The following is a 26,600-nucleotide window of genomic DNA, read 5'->3' on the forward strand; positions in this document are numbered from 1 at the left end:
AAAGGGACACCGCGCCGATGACCAGCTTCGAGGACCGCCAGCGAGCTTTCGAGACGAAGTTCGCGCGCGACGAGGAGATGGCCTTCCGCATCATAGCGCGCCGCAACCGGCTGCTCGGCGTCTGGGCGGCGGAGCAGATGGACCTCACGCCCGCGGAAACCGACGCCTATTGCAAGGCGGTCGTGCAGGCCGATTTCGAGGAAGCGGGCGACGAGGACGTGATCCGCAAGCTGATGGGCGACCTGACCGCAGCCGGCGTCGAAACCGACGAGGGCATCGTGCGCCGCGCGCTCGATGACCGTTCGATCGAGGCGCGCCGCCAGTTGATGGAGGCGCAGTAACACCGTGCCGATGGCTGCCGACGATATCGCCGCGCTGATCCGCGCCGCCATCCCCGATGCTGAGGTGGAGATCACCGACCTGGCCGGGGACGGCGATCATTATGCCGCGCGCGTCGTGGCGAAGAGCTTTGCCGGGATGAGCCGCGTGGCGCAGACCCGCGCCGTCTATGCCGCGCTTGGCGGCCGGATGGGCGGCGAACTGCATGCGCTGCAACTCACGACGGCGATTGACTGAAGACCGGATGACCCAAGGATGACCGAGATGACCGACGACGCACAGGCCCGCATCGATGCCGTAGTGAAGAACAACGACGCAGTGCTGTTCATGAAGGGCAGCCCGCTGTTTCCGCAATGCGGCTTTTCCAGCCGCGCGGTGGCGATCCTGAATCACCTCGGCGCGGAATTCGAAAGCGTCGACGTGTTGCAGGATCAGGGCATCCGTCAGGGCATCAAGGCGTATTCCGACTGGCCGACGATCCCGCAGCTGTACGTGAAGGGCGAATTCGTCGGCGGCTCGGACATCATGATGGAGATGTACGAGAGCGGCGAGCTGGCCGCCCTGTTCGGCGCGGAGCAGCCCGCGGACTGATATTCCGACTGGGAGTGTGCGATGCTCCCGCGAACGACAGCGGCGGGTGAGGATGATCGCCGGTCGCCGATCCACACCGCCGGTGGGTTTCATCGCACGTGGCGCTTTTCCCGTGTCCATCTTGTCCAGTGTCGCAGGTTCGCGGTTTGGCGATCACCGCCCGATCGTCTCGCAGCAAAGGCGCTTGTCGTCGTCGGTCCGGCTGTCCGCGACGTTCGAAGGCCGCTCGGCGAGCTTGGGCCACGCTTTAGCATAGGCGAATAGCCGGGTGCGGGTGGATCGGCGCGAGGCCGTGCGAGCGTCCGATCCACCCTGCTGAAAGCGCTGACGCTTCGGCTGTATCTATCCTTGCAGCGCGCGTGCCAGTTCCGCGGAATCGCCCGTGACTGCGGGGCGAAGCGGTTAACGGTCATTGCCGGAGGATCAGAGGTGTAAGGTCTGCCGACGGGGCTGGCCTTCCCCTGCGGCAACCTGATTGACTACAGCCGTAATCGATGCGATTACAGGCGTAGTCGATGAGGAGTGAGTCGTGACCGAACGCATCAGCGATGCCGAGCATGCCGTCATGGAAGTGCTGTGGGAAGAATCGCCCCTGACCGCGAGCGACGTCGCCGACCGGGTCGATCCTGCGAAGGGGTGGAGCGGCAATACCGTCAAGACGCTGCTGGGTCGCCTGCTCGCCAAGAACGTCATCGCGCATGAAGAGGATGGCCGCCGCTACCTCTATCGCCCGGTCGTCGCGCGGGAGGATTACGTGTCCGGAGAATCGCGGCGACTGATGGACCGCTTGTTCGGTGGTCGCCTGACGCCGCTGGTCGCGCATCTCGCCGATCGCGACCAACTCACCCAGCGCGATATCGCCGATATCGAGGCGATCCTGAAGGAGTTGAAGGCATGAACGGCTTCGACGTCACGGGTTGGGCGGTGGAGGCGCTGATCGCATCGACCCTGTTGATGATCGCGGTGCTGCTGGCGCGCGGTCCCGTCCGACGCGCCTTTGGGCCGCAGGTGGCGTATGCGCTCTGGGCGCTGCCGGCGCTGCGACTGTTGCTGCCGCCGCTGCCCGCCGACTGGCGCGAGCAGGCGGCGATGCCGATCACCCGCGCAAGCGAGGCGGTCACGGTGCTGATCGTGCCGGCGCGTCTCGCGCCGGTGACGCGTGCGCCCGCTGCGGTCGTCGCGGTTGAGCCGTCGCTGTGGTCCAGCTTGCCCTGGGGGATGATCGTCGCCGCTGCGTGGGTGCTGGGTGCCGCCGCGTTCTTCGCCTTCCACCTCGTCAATCATCGCCGGTTCTGCGCGCGCGTCCTGTCGGAGGCGAAGCTGGTCGACGAAGTCGGCGGCATCCGCGTGATCGAAAGCGCCGCTGCCAGCGGCCCGCTCGCCTTCGGTACCGGCCTGGGCAAGAGGGGCCGCCGCTTCGTCGCCTTCCCGCGCGATTTCGCCGATCGCTACGACGCGGACGAGCGCGAACTGGCGCTGGCGCACGAACTGGGTCACCACGCCCGCGGCGACCTGTTCGCCAACTGGGCGGCGCTCGGCGTGCTCGCGCTGCACTGGTTCAACCCGGTCGCGTGGCGGGCCTTCCGCGCCTTTCGCTGCGATCAGGAGCTGGCGAACGACGCCCGCGTCCTCGCCGGCCGCAGCCGAACCGACCGCCACATCTATGCCTGTGCCATCGTCAAGGCGGCACACGGCGGCGCGGTGTCCGCCGCCTGCCACCTTCACACCATCGCCGATCTGAAAGGGAGACTGAAGATGCTGACCAACTCGCGCGTCTCGCGCACCCGTTTGATGACCGGCGCCGCCGCCGTGCTCGGCCTCGTCGCGACCGGCCTCGTCGCGACGGCATCGGGCACCCGCGCCGCCGCCGCCGTGACCGGCACGATCGAGGCCGCGACGGGCGTGAGGATCGTCACACCGCCGGCTCCACCCGCGCCTCCCGCTCCTGCCGCCCGCAATGTCAAGCGCGTCGTGATCGTGAAGGATGGGAAGACGCGGGTGTACGAGGGGGCCGAGGCCGATCGCTACGCCGCTACCCACGCGCTGCCGATCCCGCCAATACCTCCGGTTCCACCCGTGGCGCCGCAAGGTCCCGTGCCTCCCGTGCCGCCGGTTCCCCCCGTCGCACCCGTCATGCCGGAGGTGAATATCTCCTCCGCCAACTGCGGATCGGGTGAGGCACGGGCGTTCGTCATCACACGCCGCCAGAACGGCCGCGATGCGACCGTGATCTGCAACGACCGGATCGCCGCCGCGGCCCGCGCCGGCGCGTTGTCGGACTCCGACCAGCAGGACATCCAGCGCAAGGCGATGAATGCCGCCCTCGCCAGCCTTTATGCCACCCGCGCCTCGCTGGCGGTGAACGGCGCGATCCCGGAAGAGGGCCGTCAGGAGGCCGTCGCCGGCATCGATGACGCGATCGTCGAACTGAAGGGCGAGATCGCCGACATCGGCAAGGACAAGGACTGACCCTCGTGAGCGGCGGGCGGGTCGGGGTTGCGCCCCGGTCCGCCAGCCGCCATTTCAGTCGCGATGGCACAACATCCCACCGGCGTCGCAATGCGGCTGGACCCTCTGGTCACCCGCATCCTCGCGCCCAACGCCTCCGCCTATACCTATACCGGCACGCAATCCTATCTGGTCGGCGACACCGACGTGGCGGTGATCGATCCCGGTCCCGACGATCCCGCCCACCTCGCCGCGCTGACCGCCGCGATCGATGGCCGAACGGTCACCGCGATCGTCGTCACCCACCACCACCGCGATCATAGTCCCGCCACGCGCCCGCTCGCAGCCGCGACCGGAGCGCCGATCGTCGGACCCGCACCGGTCTCGGTCAGCGGCGAGGGGGGTGCCGACGCGGCCTTCGATGCCAACTATGCGCCCGATCGCGTACTTGCCGACGGAGAGGACGTGGTCGGCAGCGGCTGGACCCTGACCGCGCTGGCGACGCCCGGCCACACGTCCAACCACCTCTGCTTTGCGCTGCCGGAGAGCGGCGTGCTGTTTTCCGGCGACCATGTCATGGGCTGGGCGACGAGCGTTGTCTCGCCGCCGGACGGCGACATGGGCGCGTATATGAGCAGTCTTGAGCGGCTGATGGAGCGCGACGACCGCGTCTATTATCCCGGCCACGGCGACATCGTCGAAAACCCGCGGCGTCTGGTGCGCGGTATGCTGGGACATCGCAAGCAGCGTGAGGGACAGATCCTGCGACTGCTGGGCCATGGCGAGTCGCCACTGGAGACGATGGTCGCGCGCATGTACGCCGGTCTCGACCCGCGGCTGATGCGCGCCGCCGAACGGTCCGTACTCGCGCACCTGTACGACTTGCGTGGCCGCGGCATGGTCGCGGAGGAGGGCGAGACGTGGCGGATCGCGGCATGACGCCCGACGTACCAACGCCGAACCCGCAGCCGCCGGTTCGCAGCGGTGGCGGCATCGGCGCGTTCCTCGTCAAGGCGACCGGTGTCGTCCTGATCCTCGTCCTCGCGGCGCTGCTGGTGCTGTGGGGCGTGCAGCGATACGTCACCGAGCGTCTGACGCCCGATCCCGTGACCGTCGCCAGCGCCAGTTTGGAAGGATTGCGCGAGCAGAACCGGCTGTCCGCTTTCGCCGCGCGTTTCGTAGCGGTCACCACCTCCACCCAGTCGCAATACGGCCTGTCGACGAAGAAGACGCTGATCATGCCCGGCATGGTCCGGTACGAGGTCGACCTCGGCAAGCTGACGCCGCGCGACGTGGCGTGGGACGCGAAGACATCGACGCTGTCGGTGCGCCTGCCGCCGGTGGAGGTCGAGGGTCCGCAGATCGACCTGACGCAGATCCGCGAGTACGGCTCGGGCGGGTTGCTGACGACGTTCACGGATGCGGAGTCGCGGCTCGACGAGGCGAACCGCCGCGCCGGGCAGATCGAACTGGTGCGTCAGGCGAAAGCCGCGCCGATGATCCGCATCGCGCGCGACGCGACCCGCCGCGCGGTCGAGCGCAGCTTCGCGATGCCGCTCAACGCTGCCGGCGTGCCCGCCAAGGTGCAGGTACGCTTTGCCGACGAACCCGTCGCCAACGACGAACGCTGGGATGTCTCGCGCTCGCTGGAAGACGTGCTAGGGAACCGCCGATGACGATCCAGACCTCCTTCACGGGCGTGGACATCCGCGCCGAGATCGACCGCCTCCGCAAGGAGCGCAACGCCGTGATCTTGGCGCACTACTACCAAAAGCCGGAATTGCAGGACATCGCCGACTTCGTGGGCGACAGCCTCGACCTGTCGAAGAAGGCGCAGGCGACGGATGCGGACGTGATCGCGTTCTGCGGGGTGCGCTTCATGGCGGAAACCGCGAAGATCCTGAGTCCGCAGAAGATCGTCGTGCTGCCCGACATGGATGCCGGCTGTTCGCTGGAGGACAGCTGTCCGCCGGACCAGTTCGCCGCGTTCCGTGCCGCGCATCCCGATCACATCGCGCTGACGTACATCAATTGCTCGGCGGAGGTGAAGGGCCTGTCCGACGTGATCGTCACGTCGTCGTCGGCGGAAGCGATCCTCGCGAAGATTCCGCCCGAACAGAAGATCATCTTCGGCCCCGACCGCAATCTCGGCGGCTATCTGGCGCGCAAGACCGGGCGCGACCTGCTGCTGTGGCCGGGCGTGTGCATCGTCCACGAGGCGTTTTCGGAAACCGAGTTGTTGAAGCTTAAGGCGCAGCATCCGGGCGCGCCTGTTGCCGCGCATCCCGAATGCCCGGCAGTGATCCTCGATCATGCGGATTACGTCGGATCGACGCGCGGTATCCTGGAATATGCGAGCGCGATGCCCGGCGACACGCTGATCGTCGCGACCGAGCCGCACATCATCCATCAGATGGAAAAGGCGATGCCGCACAAGCGGTTCATCGGTGCGCCGGGGGCGGACGGGAACTGCAACTGCAACATCTGCCCGTACATGGCGCTGAACACGATGGAAAAGCTGTACGTGGCGCTGCGTGATCTGGAACCGCGGATCGAGATCGAGGAGGGCCTCCGCCTGCGCGCGAAGAAGAGCCTCGATGCGATGCTGGCGATGGCGTCGGGAACGGTCGGGCAGGGCGATCTGGGACCGGCGCGGGTGACCGGGGAATGAGGTCCGTTCCCTAAAGCCCCGCAATCTCCAGCTGCGCTTCGGTCCCGATCGCGCCGTCCGCCAGCCGCGCATCGCCGCCCAGCGCCTTGATCCGGTACAGTCCGCCGTCTGCGCGCTTCATGAGTTCGCTGAGCGAGGCGTTCGCGTCGGGCAGGGCGATGCCGATGCTGCCGCCCGACTGGATCACGGCATCGTTTAGCCGGTACGGCCGGCGCAGCGCCTGCGAAATCGCATCGCCGATCGCCAGCGCCTCGTCCTGCGTCGTGGCCGCCGCCAGCACCACGAACTCGTCGCCGCCGGTGCGGGCCGCCAGCGCCTCCGGTCCGATCGTCCCGCGGAGCCGCGCCGCGACTTCCAGCAGCACCGCGTCGCCCACGGCATGGCCATGCGCGTCGTTGACCTGCTTGAACCCGTCGAGGTCGATGTAGAACAGCGCATGGCCGCGTCGCGTCGCATGGCCCTGTTCCAGCCCGGCGCGATTGCACAATCCGGTCAGGGGATCGTGCAGCGCCCGCTGCTGGCTGTCGAGTTCCGCCTCCATCGTCTTGACCAGCATGCGGTTGAGCCGGAACGCGCTCGTCGCCATGCTGAAGCTGAAGAACGGGAGCTGGATCAACACGACGAGCAGCACCGGCTCGCGTGACAGCAGTGCGGCGACCGCGCACGGCCCCAGGATCATCAGCAACTGCACGATCGCGAAGCGCGGCGCGGAATAATTGCGCAGGCACGCGCCTCCCGCCATTGCCGCCACAGACAGGCACACGATCGCGATCGTCCGCCAGTCGCCGTGCTGGATCGTGATGAACCCGCCATATCCCAGGCTCGCCGCCCAGAGCAGGGTGAGCAGCATATACAGGTCGGTCGGCGTCGATCGCCCCTGTGCGGCCCGGCGCAGCGACAGGGTCAGCGCCGCCAGCCGCGTCAGGCAGATGACGAGTTCCGCCACGAACCAGATGTCGAAATGCACGTCGTTGTCGTGATGAAGCGCGACGACCCCGGCGGTGACGATGGAATTGACCAGGGCGGCGAAATAGACCGGCAACGATCCGAACAGCGCCCCCAGCAGCGCGCCGTGCAACGCAACGGGGGTCGTCATGCCCGGTGACGCAAGCCAGCCGAGCAGGCGCACGCGCGGAGGCGTGAAGGTGTCGTTCCTGCCCGTCATCCCGCCTGCCCCGTATCCACAGCGTGCCCACGTGACACTCTGCGCCGTCGCCCCGCCCGATCGAGCCATTCTGGGCGAATCGGGTTAACAATGTCTGTCGCAGATCGCCGCCGCCCGCTAGATGGCGACGCATCCAATCCATCCTTTTCCTGTTCGGAACAGCGCAATGACGATCCCGCATGGCTTCGACGCCGCATCCTTCGTGCGTGCCACGCTGGCGGAGGATCTGGGCGAGGGGGGCGACATCACCTCCGCCGCGGTCATCCCCATGGACGCGCGCTTCGCCGGCGTGATGGACAGTCGCGACGCGATCGTCGTCGCGGGGCTGGACCTGGCGGAGGCGTTCTTCCGCACGCTCGACCCCGATGTCGCGATCGAGCGGATCGTCGACGACGGCCAGCGGGTCGCGGCGGGCAGCGATCTGCTGCGCCTGACCGGCAACGCGCGGGCGCTGCTGACCGCCGAGCGGTCCGCGCTGAACACCGTGCAGCATCTGTCCGGCATCGCCACGCTGACGGCGACCTATGTCGATGCGATCGCCGGGACCGGTGCGACCCTCCTCGACACGCGCAAGACGATCCCAGGCCTGCGCGTGCTGGAGAAATACGCGACGCGGATGGGCGGTGCCACCAATCACCGCATGGGGTTGTGGGATGCGGCGATGATCAAGGACAATCACGTCGCTGTCGCCGGCGGTATCGCGCCCGCGGTGCGTAGGGCGGTCGAGGCGGGGATCGCCCGCATCATCGTCGAGGTCGACCGCATCGATCAGATCGCACCCGCGCTGGAGGCGGGGGCGACGCACCTGCTGCTCGACAATATGGTGCCGCCGATGCTGCGCGAGGCGGTGGCGCTAGTCGGTGGACGCGTTCCTACCGAAGCGTCGGGCGGCGTCCGCCTCGACACGATCCACACCATCGCGGAGACGGGCGTGACCTTCATCAGCGTTGGTCGCCTGACCCAGTCCGCGCCCGCCGCCGACATCGGGTTGGACTTCGCGCTGGCCTGAAGCGGCGTACGATCCGCTTTGCGGGACTGGTGCGCGCGGCTATCGTGGCGGGCGAACAGGAAGGGAAACGATGCGACCGAAATCCGTGGTGCAGTCCGAACGCATCTACCTCGTGGCGACGATATTGTTGCTCGCAAGTTCGCTGATGGTCTGGCCCGAACTGATCGCGGTCTACGGGATCGGACTGGCGGCGGGGGTCACCGCATTCACCGTCGGCGCGTTCCTGCTGCTGATCCTGCTGAGCACGAGAAGGGGCAGCAACGTGTCGCGCTGGCTGCTGACGATCCTGACCGTCATCGGCACGGCGTCCCTGCTGTATCAGGTCGCCACCGCGCAGCTTGCGTTCGGGATGCTCGGCGTGGTCAACACGGTACAGGTCGTGTTGACGATCGTCGGCGCGGTGCTGCTGTTCCGGCCGAATGCAGGCATCTGGTTCGCGCGCGAGCACGACGACTGGGAGGAAGACCAGTGATCCGGACCCTCGTGATCGCCGCGACGCTGACCGCTCTGCCGACCGCCGCGGGCGCGCAGGCACTGCAATGCCAAATCCCGACGCGCGTGGATCGCCCGCGTCCTGACCTTCCGTCGCGCAGCCAGCCGACCCGCGTAGTGCCGATCGGCAGCTATACGCTCGCGATCACTTGGTCGCCGAACTACTGTCGGGAGCATGCGCGTGACGCTTCTGCGCGCTTTCAGTGCGGCAGCGGGGGAAATCGCTTCGGCTTCACGCTGCACGGCCTGTGGCCGGACGGAGCGGGGAAACAGTGGCCGCAATATTGCCGGCCGACCGCGCCGATCCCGGCACGCGTCATTCGCACCACGCTCTGTTCGACGCCATCGGCGCAGCTGCAGCAGCATGAATGGGCCAAGCACGGAACCTGCATGCCCGGCTACAGCCCGGCGCGGTATTTCGCCCAGTCGACGCGGCTGTATCGCGGGCTGCGTTACCCGGACATGGATGCGCTGTCGCGACGGCCAGTGACAGCGGACGGGCTGGCGCAGGCGATCGCGCGCGTCAATCCGGGTCTGCGGGCCGACATGATGCGGATCACCGCCGATCGTCAGGACTGGCTGGACGAGGTCTGGTTATGCCTCGACAAGCGGTTCGGCTTCACCCGCTGTCCGGCGCATCAGGGCGGGCTTGCGCCGACATCGCAGCTGCGGATTTGGCGCGGGCGGAGCTGACCTCTCCGTCACGCGGGCGGCATCAGCCCTCCACCGTCGCCGTACCGGGATGATACTTGTCGAGGTGGCGTCGGATGATGCGCAGATTGCGTGTGTTCGATCGGAAGAAGAAATCCGCCGCATCGCCGACGAACGGCACCAGGCCGAGCACTGCATCGAACCCGACATTGCCCATCATCCGGGCGAGCTGGAACTTCGACATGCCGAGGTTCCGCGCTTCCCACACGACCCAGCTGCCGAGCGCCGCTGCCGCGACGTCACCGACCACGGGTACCAGTCCCAGCAGAAAGTCGAGGCCGACCGGCCGGTTGATCCCGGGTACGGTGAAGCTGCGTTCCAACAGCTTCTCCATCGCCTCGATCCGGCGACGCACCGCAGCGGCATCACGGCCGAGCGGCAGTTGGTCGAACATCCGTGGGTCGATGCGGGGCTGAGGGCGGGCAGCGTGCGTGTCCATAGACTGCTATTTGGGATCGGCGCGTAACCGGTTCAACGGGTGCCACGACCGCGCATTGCCGGTCCATGCCGCCAGTCGGCTGGACACCAAAGACCAGCGCAGCGGCTGGGCGAGCGGGATGAACGCGGTGTCGGCGTTCATCGCGGCATCGGCGGCGGCTATCCCCTCCGATCGCGCGCCCAGCGTCAGGGCATCGCGCGCCGCTTCCAACGCCGCCACCGCCGTCAAGTCGCACGGACGGCAGGCGGTCGCCAGATACCAGCGCGCGCTGTCATAGGGGGCGACCTCGTCCACCAGCGTCAGGTCCGCTGGAGCGTCCGGCGCGACCCGCGTCGCACCGACGCCGATCGTCCCGAACGAGGCGGCGAGCTGCGCGAACAGGATCGTCGACCCCGGGCCGGTGGGGAGCGCGATCGACACCGTCACCAGCCCGCCCGCTTCCTGCCCCGCCGCCGTCGCACTCCACGCCGCGACCCGTGCGCGGGCCGCCTCGCGCCGCTGGTCGAGCGTCAGCAGCAGCCATTCCGGCACCTGCGGCGGCGCGGCCGAATCCAATGCCTCCGGCAGGATACGGTCGGCGGGTTCCCACTGTGGCATCACCGCCGCCGTCAACGCCGCGCGGTCGATCGCCTCCGACAGCGCGGCGCGGTTGAGCGGATCGGCGAGGAAGCCCTCGCGCCGCGTCACCGCCAGCCCGAACAGCCCCGCTGCCGGATCGGTCCGAACGACATTGCGCGGTAGATCGACGGTTGCGAGCAGCGGCCAGTCGACGAAGCGCCCGCCGCTGACCAGATCGGATCGGTTGCGCGCGAATCGCAGGATCGCTCGCGCCGCGCGCTCCCCGATCAGGTGCACGCGTTCTTCCGGGGCGATCTCGTTCTGGTCCTCGGGATCGGCGAGGCCAGGGTCGAATGCCGGCTGCAACAGCGGCGCGGTACCCGCCGACGCGATCCGCATCGGGCCGCTGCCGATCGCCGGACCCGGCCGGATCAGCGCCATTTCCGGCTGCGCGAACAATTTCAGCAGATCGAGGCGTGGACGCTTCAACCGCAATTCGATCACCTGCGGCGTCATCACCACCGCTTCGTCCACCGCGGTCAGGAACGGCGCGAGCGGATTGGCGCGGCTGGCGATCCGCCGCTGGAGCAGCTTCACGACCTGCTCCGCGCTGACGCGCGATCCGTCCGCCCAATAGGCTTCACGCAGCCGAAAGATGTAGCTGGTGCCGCCGTCGATCACGATCCAGCGCTCGGCCAAACCGGGTTCGATCTGCCCCGCCGCATCGAAGCGCACCAGCCCCTGGCCGATCGCATCGACCAGCAAGCGCGACGGCAGGTTGGCGGACGACCGCGCCTCCGGGTTCGTGCCGATCGCGCTGACGACGACGGGGCCGGAGTCCGGCCGCCGCTCGCAACCGGTCGTCAGCGCGAGCGTCGCTGCCAGCCACCACCGATATGCGATCCGCCGCGTCATCGGGCCTCCTTACACAAGCGGCGCGGGGATGCGTAGCGGGAGCGGTCGGGAGATGATTTTGCATCGAGCTGATCGTCATGCCGGGCGTATCCCGGCATCCACTGCTCCGCGTCATCAGCGTTCGGCGAGCGCGGGGAAACGTGGATGCCGGGACACGCCCGGCATGACGCGGGGGTCGGCAGATGGTCGCTAGGCAGAAGCGCCGGGTGCGTCCCGGTTTCGCGAGTCACCACCGGCAAGCACCACCGCAGCGAAAAGGGCGCCCGGATCGAACCGGACGCCCTTCTCGATAGTCCCGTCGTGGCGAAGCCACGCCATCGGTCGTCGCCGGAGCGACGCCGGCCATGCTCGGGCTGGCGCATGTACGCCAGCCCTGCGCATCAGCCGCTGTAGTACATGTCGTATTCGACCGGGCTCGGCGTCATTTCCCAACGGGCGACTTCGGCCATCTTGATCTCGATATACGCCTCGATCTGATCCTTGGAGAACACGTCGCCCTTCAGCAGGAAGTCGTGGTCTGCGGCCAGGCAGTCGAGCGCCTCGCGCAGCGAGCCAGCGACGGTCGGCACCTGTGCCAGCTCGGCCGGCGGCAGGTCGTACAGGTTCTTGTCCATCGCCTCGCCGGGATGGATCTTGTTCAGGATGCCATCCATGCCCGCCATCATCAGTGCCGCATAGGCGAGATACGGGTTGGCGAGCGCGTCCGGGAACCGCACTTCGACGCGCTTCGCCTTGGGGCCGGTGCCGTACGGGATGCGGCACGATGCCGAGCGGTTGCGGGCAGAATAGGCCAGCAGCACCGGCGCTTCGTAACCCGGCACCAGCCGCTTGTAGCTGTTGGTCGAAGGGTTGGTGAACGCGTTCACCGCCTTGGCGTGCTTGATGATGCCGCCGATGAAGTACAGGCACATGTCAGACAGGCCGGCATAGCCGTTGCCGGCGAACAGCGGGTTCTTGCCTTCCCAGATCGAGAAGTGGGTGTGCATGCCTGAGCCGTTATCTTCCTTGATGGGCTTCGGCATGAACGTCGCCGTCTTGCCGTAGGCATGCGCGACCTGATGCACGACATACTTGTAGATCTGCATGCGGTCGGCGGTCTGCGTCAGCGTACCGAAGGTCAGGCCCAGCTCATGCTGTGCCGCGGCGACCTCGTGGTGGTGCTTGTCGCAGGGGAGGCCCATCTCGATCATCGTCGAAACCATCTCGCCGCGGATGTCGACGGCGGAGTCGACCGGCGCGACCGGGAAGTAACCGCCCTTGGCGCGCGGCCGGTGGGCGAGGTTGCCGCCCTCATATTCGCGGCCGGAATTACCCGGCAGCTCGATGTCGTCGATCTTGTAGTAGCTGGTCGAGTAGCTGTTCTCGAACCGCACGTCGTCGAACATGAAGAACTCGGCCTCGGGGCCGACATACACGGTGTCGCCGACGCCGGTTGTCTTCAGATAGGCCTCGGCGCGCTTGGCGGTCGAGCGCGGATCGCGGGCATACAGCTCGCCGGTCGAAGGCTCGACGATGTCGCACACCACGATCAGCATCGGCGTCGCCGAGAACGGATCGACGTAAACGGCGTCCAGATCGGGCTTCAGGACCATGTCCGACTCGTTGATCGCCTTCCAGCCCTCGATCGAGGATCCGTCGAACATCAGGCCGTCGGTGAACTCGTCCTCGCCCATCAGGCCGGCGACCATCGTCAGATGCTGCCACTTGCCCTTGGGATCGGTGAACCGCAGGTCGATCCACTCGATCTCCTGCTCTTTCATCATCTTCAGAACGTCGCTGGCCGAATTCGCCATGTCATGCCCCTTGCTCTTGGAACCAATGCCGGGAAGCTCCCCGGCAGAATCATGTTACGATTGCGAACGCTGGATCGTGGAAATGTTGCGCCGCGTCAAATGACGATAGCGGGTGCCGCTCTCAGATTGCCGCCTCGTCGCGCTCGCCGGTGCGGATGCGCAGTGCCGACTCGACCGGGATCACGAAGATCTTGCCGTCGCCGATCCGACCGGTCTGGGCGGCGGCGGCGATCGCCTCCACGACGCGCTCCGTCAGCGCATCCTCGACCACCACTTCCAGCTTCACCTTGGGCAGGAAATCCACGACATATTCGGCGCCGCGATACAGCTCCGTATGACCCTTCTGGCGTCCGAAGCCCTTCGCCTCGGTGACGGTGATGCCGGACACGCCGATCTCGTGCAGCGCCTCCTTCACCTCATCGAGCTTGAACGGCTTGATGATCGCCTCGACCTTTTTCACTGCGGAACGTCCCCCGAAAACCGAATCCCTCGCCCGGCTGGGCGCGATGCACACAACGTGCCAGCCGGGGCCGTCAGGGGCAATGCTGAAGGAAACGTAAATGCCTGCCTGCAAATCGGGCAGGGTGAGGAAGGATGCCCAGGCGGGCGGCATTCCGACGTTGGTTCCTCCCCCAAAAAGGGGAGGAATCAACCTACTCGGTCTGCTTCGCGAGCCAATCCTCCAGCCATTTGATCGTATAGTCGCCGGCCTGGAACTCCGGGTCCTCGATCAGGTCGCGGTGGAGAGGGATGGTGGTCTTCATGCCCTCGATCACGAACTCCTCCAGCGCGCGGCGCAACCGCGCGATGCAGCGTTCGCGGCTGGTGCCGTAGACGATCAACTTGGCGATCATGCTGTCGTAATAGGGTGGCACCTTGTAACCAGCATAGAGGCCGGAATCGACGCGGACATGCATGCCGCCCGGCGCGTGGAACTGCGCGACCTTGCCCGGCGAGGGCATGAAGGTACGCGGGTCCTCCGCGTTGATACGGCATTCGATCGCGTGGCCGCTGAAACGCACCTGATCCTGCGTCACCGACAGCGGATGACCTTCGGCGACACGGATCTGCTCGCGCACCAGATCGATGCCCGTAATCATTTCCGTCACCGGATGCTCGACCTGAAGCCGCGTGTTCATTTCGATGAAGTAGAACTCGCCGGCTTCCCACAGGAACTCGATCGTGCCCGCGCCGCGATAGCCCATATCGGCCATCGCCTTGGCCACGATACCGCCCATCCGCTCACGCTCGGCGGGGGTGATGACGGGGGAGGGGGCCTCCTCCAGCACCTTCTGGTGACGCCGCTGCAACGAACAGTCGCGCTCGCCGAGATGGATGGCGTTGCCGTTGCCGTCGCCGAACACCTGGAACTCGATGTGGCGCGGATTGCCGAGATACTTCTCCATGTATACGGTGGCGTCGCCGAACGCGGCCTTCGCCTCCGTGCCCGCCTGCGCCATCAGCGTCTCAAGCTGATCCTCGGACGTGCACACCTTCATGCCCCGACCGCCGCCGCCCGACGCCGCCTTGATGATGACCGGATAGCCAGCCTTCGCGGCGATCGCCTTCGCCTCGTCCAGATCGGCGATCGGGCCGTCGGAGCCGGGTACCAGCGGCAGGCCGAGCGCGCCGGCGGTCCGCTTCGCCTCGATCTTGTCGCCCATCGTACGGATGTGTTCGGGCTTGGGACCGACGAACAGCAGGTCGTGCATCTCCACGATCTCGGCGAAGCGCGCATTCTCGCTCAGGAAGCCGTAACCGGGATGGATCGCGTCCGCGCCGCTGATTTCGGCAGCCGAGATGATGTTCGGGATGTTGAGGTAGCTGTCGGTCGCGGCCGGCGGTCCGATGCAGATCGCCTCGTCCGCGAGGCGCACGTGCATCGCATCGGCGTCGGCGGTCGAATGCACCGCGACGGTCTTGATGCCCATCTCGTGACAGGCGCGGTGGATGCGCAGCGCGATCTCGCCGCGATTGGCGATCAGCAGCTTCTTGATCTGCGGCATTATTCGACCACGACGAGGGGCTGGTCGAACTCGACCGGCTGGCCGTTCTCGATCAGGATCGACGTGATCGTACCCGCGGTCGGCGCGACGATCGGATTCATGACCTTCATCGCTTCCACGATCAGCAGCGTGTCGCCAGCCGCGACCTTCTGCCCGACCGACGAGAACGGCTTCGCGCCGGGTTCGGCGGCGAGATACGCGGTGCCGACCATCGGCGACTTGACCGCGTTGACGGTGCTGGCCGGCGCCATCGCCCCCGCCTCGACGGCCGGCGAGGCGGCTGCGGTCGGAGCCGGTGCGGCGAGTTGCGGCGCATATTGTACAGGTGCGGCGGCCGCGGCCTTGCGCGCGACGCGGATCTTGCGATCGCCGTCCTCGACCTCGATTTCGGTCAGCTGCGTCACGTCGAGCAACTGGGCGAGCTGGCGCACGAGATCGACGTCGACCTGCATGGCACCGGATGAATTCGTGTCGGTCATTCTAGACCCTTCCCTCTGTAATCGGCGGCGTCTGTCAGAACCGCGCCGCGGCTTCAAGCGCGAGCCTATAGGACAGTGCGCCGAACCCGGCTATCGTCCCCTTCGCCGCTTGCCCGACGAGGCTCACGTGCCGAAACGCCTCACGACGGTGCGGGTTCGACAGGTGCACCTCGATGACCGGCACCGTGATCGCCTTGATCGCGTCGAGCAGTGCGACCGACGTGTGCGTGAAGGCGGCGGCGTTCAGCAGCACTGCCTTCGCCCCCTCCGCCTGCGCCTCATGCAGCCAGTCGACCAGATGCCCCTCGTGGTTGGACTGGCGCAGATCGATCTCCAACCCCAGTTCGCGGGCGCGATCTTCCAGCATCCCGGCGATGTCGTTGAGCGTGTCGGAACCGTAGATCTCGGGTTCCCGCAGCCCTAGCAGGTTCAGGTTCGGGCCATTCAGGACGAAGACGATGTCGGTCATGCGTGCGTTCATCGCATCCGTAACGACCGCGCGCAACATTGCCGGGCACGGGCACGACGCCTAGATGACAGGCATGGCACATACCGACGGAACCGTATCGATCACCGTGAACGGCGAGCACAAGCGGGTCACGGCCGGCCTCAGCCTCGCCGATCTCGCCACCGAACTGGGGCTGGTGCCCGAAAAGGTGGCGGTGGAGCGTAACCTGGAGGTCGTGCCGCGCTCGACGTTGAAGGATGTCTGCGTCGAGGATGGCGACGATCTGGAGATCGTGCACTTTGTCGGCGGTGGCGATCATGCCCGCCCGATCGCGGACGACAGCTGGACTGTCGCCGGCCGGACCTTCCGATCGCGCCTGATCGTCGGCACCGGCAAGTACAAGGATTTTGCGCAGAACGCCGCCGCGCTGGAGGCGTCGGGCGCGGAGATCGTCACCGTCGCCGTCCGCCGCGTCAATGTCAGCGATCGCAATGCGCCGATGCTGACCGACTTCATCGACCCGAAGAAGGTGACGTATTTGCCCAACACCGCGGGCTGTTTCGACGCCGAAAGCGCGATCCGGACGCTGAGACTGGCGCGCGAGGCGGGGGGCTGGGACCTCGTCAAGCTGGAGGTGCTGGGCGAGGCGAAGACGCTGTATCCCGACATGCACGAGACGCTGCGCGCGACCGAGATCCTCGCCAATGAGGGGTTCCTGCCGATGGTCTATTGCGTCGACGATCCGATTGCCGCGAAGCGTCTGGAGAATGCCGGCGCGGTCGCGATCATGCCGCTCGGCGCGCCGATCGGGTCGGGGCTGGGTATCCAGAACCGCATCACCATCCGCCTGATCGTCGAGGGGGCGGGGGTGCCGGTGCTGGTCGATGCCGGCGTCGGCACCGCGTCTGACGCAGCGGTGGCGATGGAGCTGGGCTGCGACGGCGTGCTGATGAACACCGCCATCGCCGAGGCGAAGGATCCGGTGATGATGGCCGCCGCGATGCGCTCTGCGGTGGAGGCGGGGCGGCTCGCCTACCGCGCCGGACGCATGGGGCAGCGCCGCTATGCCGATCCGTCCAGCCCACTCGCTGGATTGATCTGAATCGATAATTTGGCTCAGGTTACCGCTTTGTCACGGAACTCCATTCCGTAGAGCCCGTTTCCTCCCTGAATGTCGAAGCGGCCCGGCTGGCGGGCGGCGGACAGAGATGGAGGCCATCATGGGCGAGTTCACCGACAAGGTCGCAGCAGCCGGCAACAAGATCGCGGGCAACGTCAAGGAAGCCATCGGTAAGGCGACCGACAACGAGCGTCTGGAAGCCGAAGGCGAGGCCCAGCAGGTCAAGGGCACCGGCCAGGACGTCAAGGGCAGCGTCAAGGGCGCGCTCGGCGACAAGATTTGATCGGATCTGACGTCTGACGAAAGGCCGCTCCGGGCAACCGGGGCGGCTTTTTTGTTTACGGGTTACAGAACTATTCGTCGCCTCCCCGGTCTTTGCCGTGGAGGGGCACGGGCAGGCGCCTCTGCGGGAAACGAGAGAAGGTTAGAAGCTCGCCTTGTTCACCCTCGCAGCTTCGCCAGCGTCGTCCCCGCGGTGATCGCCTCGACATCCGTCTTCACGTGCAGCAAACGAACGCCCGGCTCCGACCCAGCCCGTGCCAGCGCCCCGGCGAAATCCTCCGTCCGCTCCACCGTGTCGGCCCAGCATCCGAACGCCCGCGCCAGCGCCGCGAAGTCCGGATTGGCCAGCCGCGTGCCCGCGACGCGTCCGGGAAACTCGCGTTCCTGGTGCATGCGGATCGTGCCGTACCAGCCGTTATCGACCACCACGACCAGCATCGATGCACCGCTCTGTACTGCCGTCGCCAGCTCCTGCCCGTTCATCAGGAAGCACCCGTCGCCCGCCAGCGCCACGACGCTGCGCCCCGGATGCCGCAGCGACGCGGCCACCGCCGCCGGCACGCCGTACCCCATCGCGCCGGCGGTCGGCGCCAGCTGCGTGCCGGGACCGGCATAATGCCAGTATCGGTGCCACCAGCCCGAGTAATTGCCCGCGCCGTTGCAGATGATCGTATCCGCCGGCAAAGCCTCGCGCATCGCCGTCACGCACGGCCCCAGATCCATCGTCAGGTCGCGCGGCTGCGGTGTCGACCAGCCCAGCCACTCCGCATGCGCCTCCGCCCCCGCGGTCAGCGGCGGAATCGAGATGGCCAGCAGCGCTTCCGCGAATTCGGCCATGCCAGCGCAGATCGCCTGATCGGTCCGATAGGTTCGCCCCAGCTCCTCAGGATCGGGATGGACGTGCACCAGCCGCTGCCCCGGATGCTCTGGCGTGACCAGCGCATAGCCGTCCGTCGTCGCCTCTCCCAGCCGCGCCCCGATCACCAGCAACAGGTCGGCCGCGCGAATACGCTCCAGCAGCCTCGGGTTGGGGCCATAGCCTAGATTTCCCGCATAGACCGGGCAGTCGTTCGGCACCGCATCCTGTCGCCGAAACGCCGCCGCCAGCGGCACGCCCGCCTCCGCCGCCCAGTCGGCGACCGTCAGACCCGCGGCTTCGTTCCAGCCCGCGCCGCCGATGATCGCCACCGGCCGTTCTGCGGTGGCGAGCAGATCGGCCAGATGCTCCATCGCGTCCGCGTCCGCCCCCTGCGCCGTCCGCTCGACGCGCGGGCGGTCCAGCGCCGCCACCACGTCGAGCAGCATATCCTCCGGCAGCGCGAGCACGACCGGTCCCGGCCGCCCGTTGATCGCGGTCGCATAGGCGCGCGCGACATATTCCGGGATGCGCGCGGCATCGTCGACCCGCGCCGCCCACTTGCATAGCGGTGCGAACATCGCCTGGAAGTCGACCTCCTGAAACGCCTCGCGGTCGCGGGTGCCGCGGTCGACATCGCCGATGAACAGGATCATCGGCTGCGAATCCTGCATCGCGACATGCACGCCGATCGACGCGTTGGTCGCGCCCGGTCCGCGCGTGACGAAGGCGATGCCCGGCCGGTGCGTCATCGTCCCGTCCGCGCATGCCATGAACGTGGCGCCGCCTTCCTGACGGCACACCACCAGATCGATCGCGGGCGTGTCGTGCAGCGCGTCGAGCACCGCGAGGAAGCTTTCCCCCGGCACGGTGAAGATACGGTCGCAGCCTTGCGCCACGAGCTGATCGACGAGGAGGCGGCCGCCGGTTCTGAGTGTCATGGCGGCAGCATAGCCGCTTGCCGCCCGACCGGGAACCGCGTCCGTCCGCCGATCATTCCCGCGCAGACATTCCGTTTCAGGAGAACACCTTATGCCGCTGTCGAGCGATCCGGTCTGGTTCATCACCGGCTGTTCCACCGGCTTCGGCCGGGCGCTCGCGAAGCGCGTGCTGGCACGCGGCTGGCGCGCCGTCGTCACCGCGCGTGACGAGGAACGGGTCACCGATCTCGCCCGCGACCGCGCGCTGGCCGTCTCGCTCGACGTGACGGATCAGGCACAGATCGATGCGGCGGTCGCGGCCGCGCTGGAGCGGTTCGGCCGGATCGACGTGCTCGTGAACAATGCCGGTTATGGCTATCAGGCGAGCATCGAGGAGGGTGACGATGCCGAGATCCGCGCCCAGTTCGACGCCAACGTCTTCGGCCTGTTCGCGCTGACCCGCGCGATCCTGCCGACGATGCGCGCGCAGGCGGCCGGGCATGTCATCAACGTCACTTCCGTCGCCGGCATCGTCGGCTTCCCCGGCTCCGGCTATTATGCCGCATCGAAGCACGCGGTGGAGGGCTTCACCGACTCGCTCGCGGCAGAAGGCGCTCCGCTCGGCATCCGCGCGACATGCGTGGAGCCGGGGCCGTTCCGCACCGACTGGGCTGGCCGATCGCTGCGCCAGACGCCGGTGAGGATCGACGCCTATGCCGACACCGCCGGCGCGCGGCTCGCGAGCACGAAGGACATCAGCGGCAAACAGGCCGGCGATCCCGTCCGCGCCGCTGACGCGATGATCGCGCTCGCCGAAAGCGACACCCCGCCGCGGCACATGGTGCTCGGCAAATGGGGGCTGGACGCGGTGCTCGACCGCTTGAAGGCGCGTGTCTCAGAGATCGAACGCCTGCGCGGGGAAGGGGAGGCGACGGATTTTCCGGAGTAGGCTGCTGGGTCAAGGCATCAGCTTCCTCGTCAGCACCGACCTTATTTAGCCCGTCACCCCAGCGAAAGCTGGGGTCTCCGTCGAAGGCGCTACACAGCCCGGCAACAACGAGACCCCAGCTTCCGCTGGGGTGACGGGCATCCGCTATTATCACGCCACGAAAGAGATCGGGTTTACTCCATCCCCTCCAGCGCCGCACCCCCGCGCCAGCACCCGATCAGATGCTCGACCAACGCCACTGCCGCCGCCAGCGGCGTCACCGTCGGGAACACCGCATGGATCGCCACCCGTGCCGATCCTTCATAGTCCGGCAACACCCGCACCAAGGCGCCCGCCGCGAGCGCACCACGCACGTCCCATAGCGACCGCAGCGCGACGCCGACGCCGCCCAGCGCCAGTTCGCGGATCAGGTCGCTGCTGTTCGTCCGCACGTGGCTGGGCCGATCCACGGTCACCGCCTTGCCCCGTCCGGACAGCCGCCACGGCAGCTGATCGACGGTCGCGAGCAGGCGATGCCGCTCCAGATCGGCCGGTGTCTTCGGTTCGCCATGAACCAAAAGATAGGCCGGGCTGGCGCACAGCACGCGCCGGCTCGACGCCAGCCGCCGCGCGTGCAGCGGCGGTGGGATGTCGGCGGCAATGCGGATCGCCAGATCGACGCGCTCCGCCGCGATGTCGATCATCGCATCGCTCAGGTCCATCTCCAGTTCTACCGCTGAATACCGGTCGAGAAAGCCGGCGAGGTGCGGCGCAATCAGCATCCGCCCGAACGATGTCGGTGCCGCCACGCGCAGCCGTCCCGCCGGTGTGCCGCCGCGCCCGGATACCCGCGCCTCCGCCTCCGCCAGCGTCGCGAGGATCGCCACCGCATCGGTGTGGAACCGCTCCCCCGGCCCGGTCAGGTCCAGCCGCCGGGTCGTCCGCACGAGCAGCCGGACGCCAAGCCGCGCTTCCAATCGCGCGATCCGCTTCGACACCATCGCCGGCGATATGCCCGCTGTACGGCCCGCCGCGCTCAGGCTGCCGGCGTCCACGACGGCGACGAACAGCGCGATGTCCGGGTCCATTCGTTCCTCCAGCGATCGACAGCTTTGTCACATATGCGCCTAACGACCAACTGCACGAACCGCTATGCTCGTCCCGATCTACAAGGGACGAGCGCATGACGACGATGATCGACCGAGCCGGCTTACAGGTCGCACCGTCGCTGGCGAGCTTCATCGAAGATCGCGCCATACCCGGCACCGGATTGCAGCCGGAGCGCTTCTGGCAAGGCGTCGCCGACATCTTCGCTCGGTTCGCGCCGGATAACGCTGCGCTCCTCGCGGTTCGCGACACGATGCAGGCGAAGATCGACGCATGGTACGACGCGCACGCCGGAACACCGGTCGACATGCCCACCTATCAGGCCTTCCTGCGCGAGATCGGCTATCTCGTGCCCGAGCCCGCGCCATTCGCGATCGGCTCCACGAACGTCGACGCGGAGGTGGCGACGCTCGCAGGGCCGCAGCTCGTCGTGCCGATCCTCAACGCGCGCTTCCTGCTCAACGCCGCGAACGCACGCTGGGGTAGCCTGTACGACGCGCTCTACGGCACGGACGCGATTTCCGGCGCGCCGGCGGGGCAGGGCTATGACCGCGACCGCGGCGCGCAGGTGATCGCCTGGGGCAAGGCGTTCCTCGACCGCAGCGTACCGTTCGCCGCCGGATCGTGGGGCGATTGGCGGGGCGGGGACCCCGTCCTTGCCGATCCGTCGCAGTTCATCGGCCGCTCGGGGGACACACTCCTGCTGCGCCACCATGGCCTGCACATCGAACTCGTCGTCGATCGCGATCACCCGATCGGCCGCGACGATCCCGCCGGGCTGGCGGACATCGTCCTCGAATCGGCGCTGACCGCGATCGCCGATCTGGAGGACTCCGTCGCTGCCGTCGACGCCGAGGACAAGGTCGCCGCCTATGCCAACTGGCTGGGCCTGATGACGGGCGACCTGACCGCCAGCTTCGCGAAGAACGGCCGCACACAGACGCGCCGTCTTGTCGACGATCGCCACTATGTCGCGCCGGACGGCAGCGCGGTGACGCTGCCCGGCCGCAGCCTGATGTTCGTGCGCAACGTCGGCCATCTGATGACGACGCCTGCCGTCCTTCTGCCGGACGGGTCGCAGGCACCGGAGGGTGTACTCGACGCGATCGTCACCAGCCTGATCGCCCTCCACGACCTGAACGGCCCCAGGGCGAACAGTCGCGCCGGGTCGATCTACGTCGTCAAACCCAAAATGCACGGGCCGGACGAAGCCGCCTTCACCGACCGGCTGTTCGACGCGGTCGAGGATCTGCTCGATCTGCCGCGCCATACGATCAAGGTCGGCGTGATGGACGAGGAGCGGCGGACGAGCTCCAATCTGGCGGCCTGCATCCATGCCGTGCGCGACCGCATCGTGTTCATCAATACCGGCTTCCTCGACCGGACCGGCGACGAGATGCACACCGCGATGCGGGCGGGACCGATGATCCGCAAGGGCGAGATGAAGGCGGCAGACTGGATCGCGGCATACGAAGACCGCAACGTCCAGATCGGCCTCGCCTGCGGGCTGTCCGGCCGTGCCCAGATCGGCAAGGGCATGTGGGCCGCGCCCGACCGCATGGCGGACATGCTCGCGCAAAAGGTCGGCCACCCGCTCACCGGCGCCAACACGGCATGGGTGCCGAGCCCGACCGCGGCGACGCTGCACGCCACCCACTATCATGCGATCGACGTGTTCGCGCGTCAGGCCGAACGCGGCGGGGAGGGCGTCGCCTCGCTCGACCGCCTGCTGACGGTGCCGGTCGCGACGGGGCGGAACTGGTCGCCCGAGGAGGTTCGCGAGGAACTCGACAACAATGCGCAGGGCATCCTCGGCTATGTCGTCCGCTGGATCGATCAGGGCGTCGGGTGTTCGAAGGTACCCGACATCCACGACATCGGCTTGATGGAGGACCGCGCCACCCTGCGCATCTCGTCGCAGCACATCGCGAACTGGCTGCTCCACGGCGTCGCCACGCGTCCCGAGGTCGACGCAGCGTTCACGCGCATGGCGGCGAAGGTCGATGAGCAGAATGCCGACGATCCGCTCTACCGACCACTGGCGGACGGCGGCCTCGCGCTGGACGCGGCGCGGGCACTGGTGTTCGAGGGGCTGGACCAGCCCAACGGCTACACGGAACCGCTCCTCCACCGCTATCGTGCGCTGGCGAAGGCGGCGGCTTAGCCCGCCAGCAGTTGGGGCGGGGCCTATCAGCAGACGACCCGCTCGGAACAGACGAAAAGGGCCGGCCCACCCAGCGGTGGACCGGCCCTTCGTCCGCGATCGGCAGATCAGAAGCGTGAGCGCAGCGTCACGCCATAGGTCCGCGGCTCGGCGAGGAAGGCCGAGTAGAGCGCGTTGGCGGTCTGGCCGAAGCGTTGCGTGTTGGCGACCGAGTTCGCGCCCTGGAACGGCGAGTTGAACGCGACCTGCACATAGTTTTGGTTCGTCAGGTTCTGCGCCCAGACCTCCAGCGCCCAAATTTGGTTCGGTCCACGCAGGCCGACGCGCGCGTTGACCAGCGGGAAGCCGTCCTGCTTCTTCTCCGGCGCCAGATCGGAGCCGGTGTTGTAGTCGGAGGTCATGCGGCCATCGACATAGAACAGCGCGGACAGGCCGTTCGACCCGATGTTCGGCGTCCACGCCAGCGACGAGGTGACGACGTTGCGCGGCGCATTCGACAATTGCGCACCCGGCAGCAGGAACAGCGCCGGGTCAAGCGCCTCGCCCTGCGAATTGCCGACCAGATTGCGGCGGAACTTGGTGTCCGCGAAGGTGTAGCCGGCGGTGAACGTCACGTCGCGCGCAGGGTTCATGACCGCTTCGACTTCGACACCCTGCGAGATCACGCCTTTGCGGTTGGCATCGCCGGCGCAGGTTCCGTTGCCGGCCAGGCTGTCCGTGTCCGCGCCGCCCAGGTCGTTATCGCAGCCCTGGATGTTCTGCACGACGAAGACCGTGCCGTTGAACGTATTGAGCTGGAAGTCCTTGAACTCCTGACGGAACGCCGCGACGTTCAGGCTCAGGCTGCCGCGGATGTTGTACTTCGCTCCGATTTCGTACGCGTCGACCTTCTCCGCGTCGAAGCGCAGGCCAGCCGCGTCGGCGTTCGACCGCGGCGCGAACACGCCGCTCAGGCCGCCCAGATCGGAACGATCGAGATTGAACCCGCCCGCCTTGTAGCCCTTCGCGTAGGAGGCGTAGGTCAGCAGGCGCGGCGTCGGCTTCCACGAAATCACGCCGGTGCCGGTGAATTCACCGTCCTTGAACCCGTCGCGCAGGTCGAGGCCGTTGAGCTGCACGGAGCTGTTGCCGACGCACGACAGCGTGATGATGCCGCCGATGAAGGTCTTCGCGGCCGCCGGAACGGCGGCGCTGCCGAGCAGCGGCGCCAGGTTCGCCTGCTGCACCGGACAAACCGTATTGTTGTTGTTGATGTCGGCGCTGAACCGCTTGTTCTCGTGCGTGTAGCGCAGGCCCAGCGTCACCGACAGCGTGTCGGTGATGTTCAGGATGTTGTGTGTGAAGAACGCGTAGTTCTCGCTGGTCTGGCGATAGACCGAGCCGCGATCGCCGAGGTTGTTGACGGTCGAGAGGCGATCCAGCCCGGCGAGGATGGCCGGTGCCAGCGGCCCGAAGTTGGCACCGAACGCCTGCCGCGCCGTCGCGCCGCCGAACGCCGCCGAGGGCGTCGTGCCGAGACAGCCCGGATTGTTCTGGTTCTGGAGCAGCACCAGCGGGTTGGCGGTCGCCACCAGACGGCAGGCTGCGAACGCGCCGTATTGCGACCCGAAGTTCGTGCTGTCGACCAGCCTCAGCTTCTCATGCGAATAGAATCCACCGACCAGCCAGTCGAGCTTGCCCTCGAACAGCGATCCCTGAAGGCGCAGTTCCTGCGTGAAGGTCTTGAACTGGCGGTAGGAGTCGGAGCCGCGATAGCCCAGATCGACATTGCCGTAATCGACGTCGGCACCGTTGCCCGACTTGTACTCGCGATAGGCGCTGATCGAGGTCAGCGTCGCGCCGCCCAGATCCCAGTCGAGCTGACCCGACCCGCCATAATCCTTGGTGATGTTGCGATAGCTGCGGCCCGGCGTGATCGCGACGTTGCGCTCGAACGGGTTGGCGTTGACGGTGTTGGTCGGACGGACCGCACCCAGCCGGTCGAGAATGCCGAGAATACGGTTGCTGGCATTGTAGGCGACCGCGCCGTCCGTGTTCACCGCGCTGCCGTTCGCCTGCGCGGCGTTGGCGGTCGGATCGACCGTCTCGAACTTGCTGTAATAGGTCGCGCCGCAGCAGCTTTCGTTGCGACGCGTGAAGTCGCCGATCAGCCGGAGCGAGATCGCGTCGGTGGGCTTGAACAGCAACTGGCCGCGGACGAAATACCGGTCGCGGTTGTTGACCTCGCGCTCGCTCCCGTTGCGGTTCGGGGTGATGTTGGTCAGGAAGCCGTCGCGCTTGTTGTAGACGCCGTCGACGCGGAACGCGAGCACGTCGCCGATCAGCGGACCGGTCAAACCGCCGGCGAAGCGATAGTTATCGTAATTGCCGTAGGTCGCCTCGGCGACGCCGCCGAAATTGAACTCGGGCGCTTTCGACACGATGTTGATCAGGCCGGCCGACGCGTTGCGGCCGAACAGCGTACCTTGCGGACCGCGCAGCACTTCGACGCGCTCGATCTCGCCGAGCTCGTTCAGGCCGACGCCGGTGCGGCTGCGATAGACGCCGTCGATGAAGACCGCGACCGAGCTTTCCAGGCCGGGATTGTCGCCGACCGTGCCGATACCGCGGATACGGGCGGACGCGTTCGCTTCCGATCCGGTGGAGGACACCAGCAGCGACGGTGCAAGCTGGTTCAGCTGGCGGATGTCGTTGCCGCCCGAATTCTGCAACGCGTCCTGCGTCACCGCGCTGACCGCGATCGGCACGTCGCTCAGCGGACTGGCGCGGCGGGTGGCGGTGACGATGATGTCGCCGGCATTGGTGGCCGGTGCTTCGCTCTGGGCAGTGCCGGTGTTGTCCGACTGGCTCTGCACCGCACCCGCGGCGGTCGCCTGCGACGGTACCTGACGCTCTTCCCCCGTGGTGGGGGTCGCTTGCTGGGCAAAAGCTGGCACCGCGAGGGCAACGGTGGCGACGGCAGACAACAGGTATGCGGTCCGGCGCATGGCGGCATCTCTCCCTTGGTTGACGTTCGTTTTACCGGTGTCCGGCTTTTTCGAATGTCTGGTTTGGACATTTGCTAGAGGGTCCAAGGGGCAGGCGTCTACCGGTTTCGAGTATTGACCATGTTTTTTCCGCAAATCGTGGGGGGAGTGTCGCCGCCGGGCAACATCATGC

General features: G+C 67.2%; 26 protein-coding genes. 15 read left to right on the top strand and 11 right to left on the bottom strand.

Annotation, left to right across the window (positions count from 1 at the left end; translation table 11 throughout):
* Nucleotides 1–17: 17 nt before the first annotated feature.
* From ILT43_RS07420 to nadA, 8 genes are all read left to right on the top strand, one after another.
* On the top strand, nt 18–341 hold the full coding sequence (locus ILT43_RS07420; RefSeq protein WP_204197488.1) for a DUF1476 domain-containing protein: 324 nt from the start codon (nt 18–20) through the stop codon (nt 339–341).
* Nucleotides 342–345: 4 nt separating this feature from the next.
* Nucleotides 346–576 carry a BolA/IbaG family iron-sulfur metabolism protein gene (locus ILT43_RS07425; protein ID WP_204197489.1) on the top strand — a complete coding sequence of 77 codons (231 nt, stop codon included), beginning with the start codon at nt 346–348 and terminating at the stop codon, nt 574–576.
* A gap of 27 nt (nt 577–603) precedes the next feature.
* Complete coding sequence (grxD, locus tag ILT43_RS07430; protein WP_204197490.1) at nt 604–930, top strand: Grx4 family monothiol glutaredoxin; 327 nt, start codon at nt 604–606, stop codon at nt 928–930.
* Between the two features lie 529 nt (nt 931–1,459).
* Nucleotides 1,460–1,828: a BlaI/MecI/CopY family transcriptional regulator gene (locus ILT43_RS07435; protein WP_204197491.1), complete on the top strand. Its 369-nt coding sequence runs from the start codon at nt 1,460–1,462 to the stop codon at nt 1,826–1,828.
* Complete coding sequence (locus tag ILT43_RS07440) at nt 1,825–3,399, top strand: M56 family metallopeptidase (protein ID WP_204197492.1); 1,575 nt, start codon at nt 1,825–1,827, stop codon at nt 3,397–3,399. The genes ILT43_RS07435 and ILT43_RS07440 overlap by 4 nt, the downstream gene beginning before the upstream one ends.
* A 63-nt stretch (nt 3,400–3,462) precedes the next feature.
* Nucleotides 3,463–4,317 (top strand): MBL fold metallo-hydrolase, encoded by an 855-nt coding sequence (locus ILT43_RS07445; protein ID WP_204197493.1) that lies wholly within the window; start codon nt 3,463–3,465, stop codon nt 4,315–4,317.
* Nucleotides 4,299–5,054: a DUF4230 domain-containing protein gene (locus tag ILT43_RS07450; protein WP_204197494.1), complete on the top strand. Its 756-nt coding sequence runs from the start codon at nt 4,299–4,301 to the stop codon at nt 5,052–5,054. Before ILT43_RS07445 ends, ILT43_RS07450 begins: the two co-directional genes overlap by 19 nt.
* Entirely contained in the window at nt 5,051–6,049 is a 999-nt protein-coding gene (gene nadA, locus ILT43_RS07455; protein ID WP_204197495.1) for a quinolinate synthase NadA, read from the top strand. The genes ILT43_RS07450 and nadA overlap by 4 nt, the downstream gene beginning before the upstream one ends.
* Nucleotides 6,050–6,059: 10 nt before the next feature.
* Here nadA and ILT43_RS07460 read toward each other — a convergent pair whose 3' ends face one another.
* The gene (locus tag ILT43_RS07460; protein ID WP_204197496.1) at nt 6,060–7,214 is read right to left on the bottom strand and encodes a GGDEF domain-containing protein; all 1,155 of its coding nucleotides are present in this window, start codon (nt 7,212–7,214) and stop codon (nt 6,060–6,062) included.
* Between the two features lie 166 nt (nt 7,215–7,380).
* Between ILT43_RS07460 and nadC the strand changes: the two genes are divergently transcribed.
* The 3 genes from nadC to ILT43_RS07475 all read left to right on the top strand — a co-directional run bounded on the left by nadC (nt 7,381) and on the right by ILT43_RS07475 (nt 9,408).
* On the top strand, nt 7,381–8,223 hold the full coding sequence (nadC, locus tag ILT43_RS07465) for a carboxylating nicotinate-nucleotide diphosphorylase (protein WP_204197497.1): 843 nt from the start codon (nt 7,381–7,383) through the stop codon (nt 8,221–8,223).
* Between the two features lie 70 nt (nt 8,224–8,293).
* Nucleotides 8,294–8,695 carry a hypothetical protein gene (locus ILT43_RS07470; RefSeq protein ID WP_204197498.1) on the top strand — a complete coding sequence of 134 codons (402 nt, stop codon included), beginning with the start codon at nt 8,294–8,296 and terminating at the stop codon, nt 8,693–8,695.
* Nucleotides 8,692–9,408 carry a ribonuclease T2 family protein gene (locus ILT43_RS07475; RefSeq protein ID WP_204197499.1) on the top strand — a complete coding sequence of 239 codons (717 nt, stop codon included), beginning with the start codon at nt 8,692–8,694 and terminating at the stop codon, nt 9,406–9,408. The genes ILT43_RS07470 and ILT43_RS07475 overlap by 4 nt, the downstream gene beginning before the upstream one ends.
* Nucleotides 9,409–9,430: 22 nt before the next feature.
* Here ILT43_RS07475 and ILT43_RS07480 read toward each other — a convergent pair whose 3' ends face one another.
* The 7 genes from ILT43_RS07480 to aroQ all read right to left on the bottom strand — a co-directional run bounded on the left by ILT43_RS07480 (nt 9,431) and on the right by aroQ (nt 16,085).
* The gene (locus tag ILT43_RS07480; RefSeq protein ID WP_204197500.1) at nt 9,431–9,820 is read right to left on the bottom strand and encodes a DUF4112 domain-containing protein; all 390 of its coding nucleotides are present in this window, start codon (nt 9,818–9,820) and stop codon (nt 9,431–9,433) included.
* A gap of 51 nt (nt 9,821–9,871) precedes the next feature.
* Nucleotides 9,872–11,338, bottom strand: a complete 1,467-nt coding sequence (locus tag ILT43_RS07485; protein ID WP_204197501.1) for an ABC transporter substrate-binding protein — start codon at nt 11,336–11,338, stop codon at nt 9,872–9,874.
* A gap of 380 nt (nt 11,339–11,718) precedes the next feature.
* Entirely contained in the window at nt 11,719–13,131 is a 1,413-nt protein-coding gene (gene glnA, locus ILT43_RS07490; RefSeq protein WP_055841513.1) for a type I glutamate--ammonia ligase, read from the bottom strand.
* Nucleotides 13,132–13,252: 121 nt separating this feature from the next.
* Nucleotides 13,253–13,591, bottom strand: a complete 339-nt coding sequence (locus ILT43_RS07495) for a P-II family nitrogen regulator (RefSeq protein ID WP_055841515.1) — start codon at nt 13,589–13,591, stop codon at nt 13,253–13,255.
* A 193-nt stretch (nt 13,592–13,784) separates the two neighbouring features.
* Nucleotides 13,785–15,137 carry an acetyl-CoA carboxylase biotin carboxylase subunit gene (gene accC / locus ILT43_RS07500; protein WP_204197502.1) on the bottom strand — a complete coding sequence of 451 codons (1,353 nt, stop codon included), beginning with the start codon at nt 15,135–15,137 and terminating at the stop codon, nt 13,785–13,787.
* On the bottom strand, nt 15,137–15,616 hold the full coding sequence (accB, locus tag ILT43_RS07505) for an acetyl-CoA carboxylase biotin carboxyl carrier protein (protein ID WP_204197503.1): 480 nt from the start codon (nt 15,614–15,616) through the stop codon (nt 15,137–15,139). The genes accC and accB overlap by 1 nt, the downstream gene beginning before the upstream one ends.
* 34 nt (nt 15,617–15,650) lie before the next feature.
* Nucleotides 15,651–16,085 (bottom strand): type II 3-dehydroquinate dehydratase, encoded by a 435-nt coding sequence (gene aroQ, locus ILT43_RS07510; protein WP_204197504.1) that lies wholly within the window; start codon nt 16,083–16,085, stop codon nt 15,651–15,653.
* A 73-nt stretch (nt 16,086–16,158) separates the two neighbouring features.
* Here aroQ and thiS point away from each other — a divergent pair, with 73 nt between their 5' ends.
* Nucleotides 16,159–17,166 (top strand): sulfur carrier protein ThiS, encoded by a 1,008-nt coding sequence (gene thiS / locus ILT43_RS07515; RefSeq protein WP_204197505.1) that lies wholly within the window; start codon nt 16,159–16,161, stop codon nt 17,164–17,166.
* Between the two features lie 118 nt (nt 17,167–17,284).
* Nucleotides 17,285–17,467, top strand: a complete 183-nt coding sequence (locus ILT43_RS07520) for a CsbD family protein (protein WP_204197506.1) — start codon at nt 17,285–17,287, stop codon at nt 17,465–17,467.
* A 158-nt stretch (nt 17,468–17,625) separates the two neighbouring features.
* On the opposite strand, the gene ILT43_RS07525 is transcribed toward ILT43_RS07520, so the two are convergent.
* Nucleotides 17,626–19,263, bottom strand: a complete 1,638-nt coding sequence (locus ILT43_RS07525) for a thiamine pyrophosphate-binding protein (RefSeq protein ID WP_204197507.1) — start codon at nt 19,261–19,263, stop codon at nt 17,626–17,628.
* 91 nt (nt 19,264–19,354) lie between these two features.
* Between ILT43_RS07525 and ILT43_RS07530 the strand changes: the two genes are divergently transcribed.
* Nucleotides 19,355–20,191, top strand: a complete 837-nt coding sequence (locus ILT43_RS07530; protein WP_204197508.1) for an oxidoreductase — start codon at nt 19,355–19,357, stop codon at nt 20,189–20,191.
* A 173-nt stretch (nt 20,192–20,364) separates the two neighbouring features.
* Here ILT43_RS07530 and ILT43_RS07535 read toward each other — a convergent pair whose 3' ends face one another.
* On the bottom strand, nt 20,365–21,258 hold the full coding sequence (locus ILT43_RS07535) for a LysR family transcriptional regulator (protein ID WP_204197509.1): 894 nt from the start codon (nt 21,256–21,258) through the stop codon (nt 20,365–20,367).
* Nucleotides 21,259–21,353: 95 nt separating this feature from the next.
* Between ILT43_RS07535 and ILT43_RS07540 the strand changes: the two genes are divergently transcribed.
* Nucleotides 21,354–23,441, top strand: a complete 2,088-nt coding sequence (locus tag ILT43_RS07540; RefSeq protein ID WP_204197510.1) for a malate synthase G — start codon at nt 21,354–21,356, stop codon at nt 23,439–23,441.
* 107 nt (nt 23,442–23,548) lie between these two features.
* On the opposite strand, the gene ILT43_RS07545 is transcribed toward ILT43_RS07540, so the two are convergent.
* A complete protein-coding gene (locus ILT43_RS07545; protein ID WP_204197511.1) occupies nt 23,549–26,428 on the bottom strand; it encodes a TonB-dependent receptor in 2,880 nt (959 codons plus the stop codon).
* Between the last annotated feature and the right edge of the window lie 172 nt (nt 26,429–26,600).

It is taken from the genome of Sphingomonas longa (assembly GCF_016892685.1).
GTDB lineage: Bacteria > Pseudomonadota > Alphaproteobacteria > Sphingomonadales > Sphingomonadaceae > Sphingomonas > Sphingomonas longa.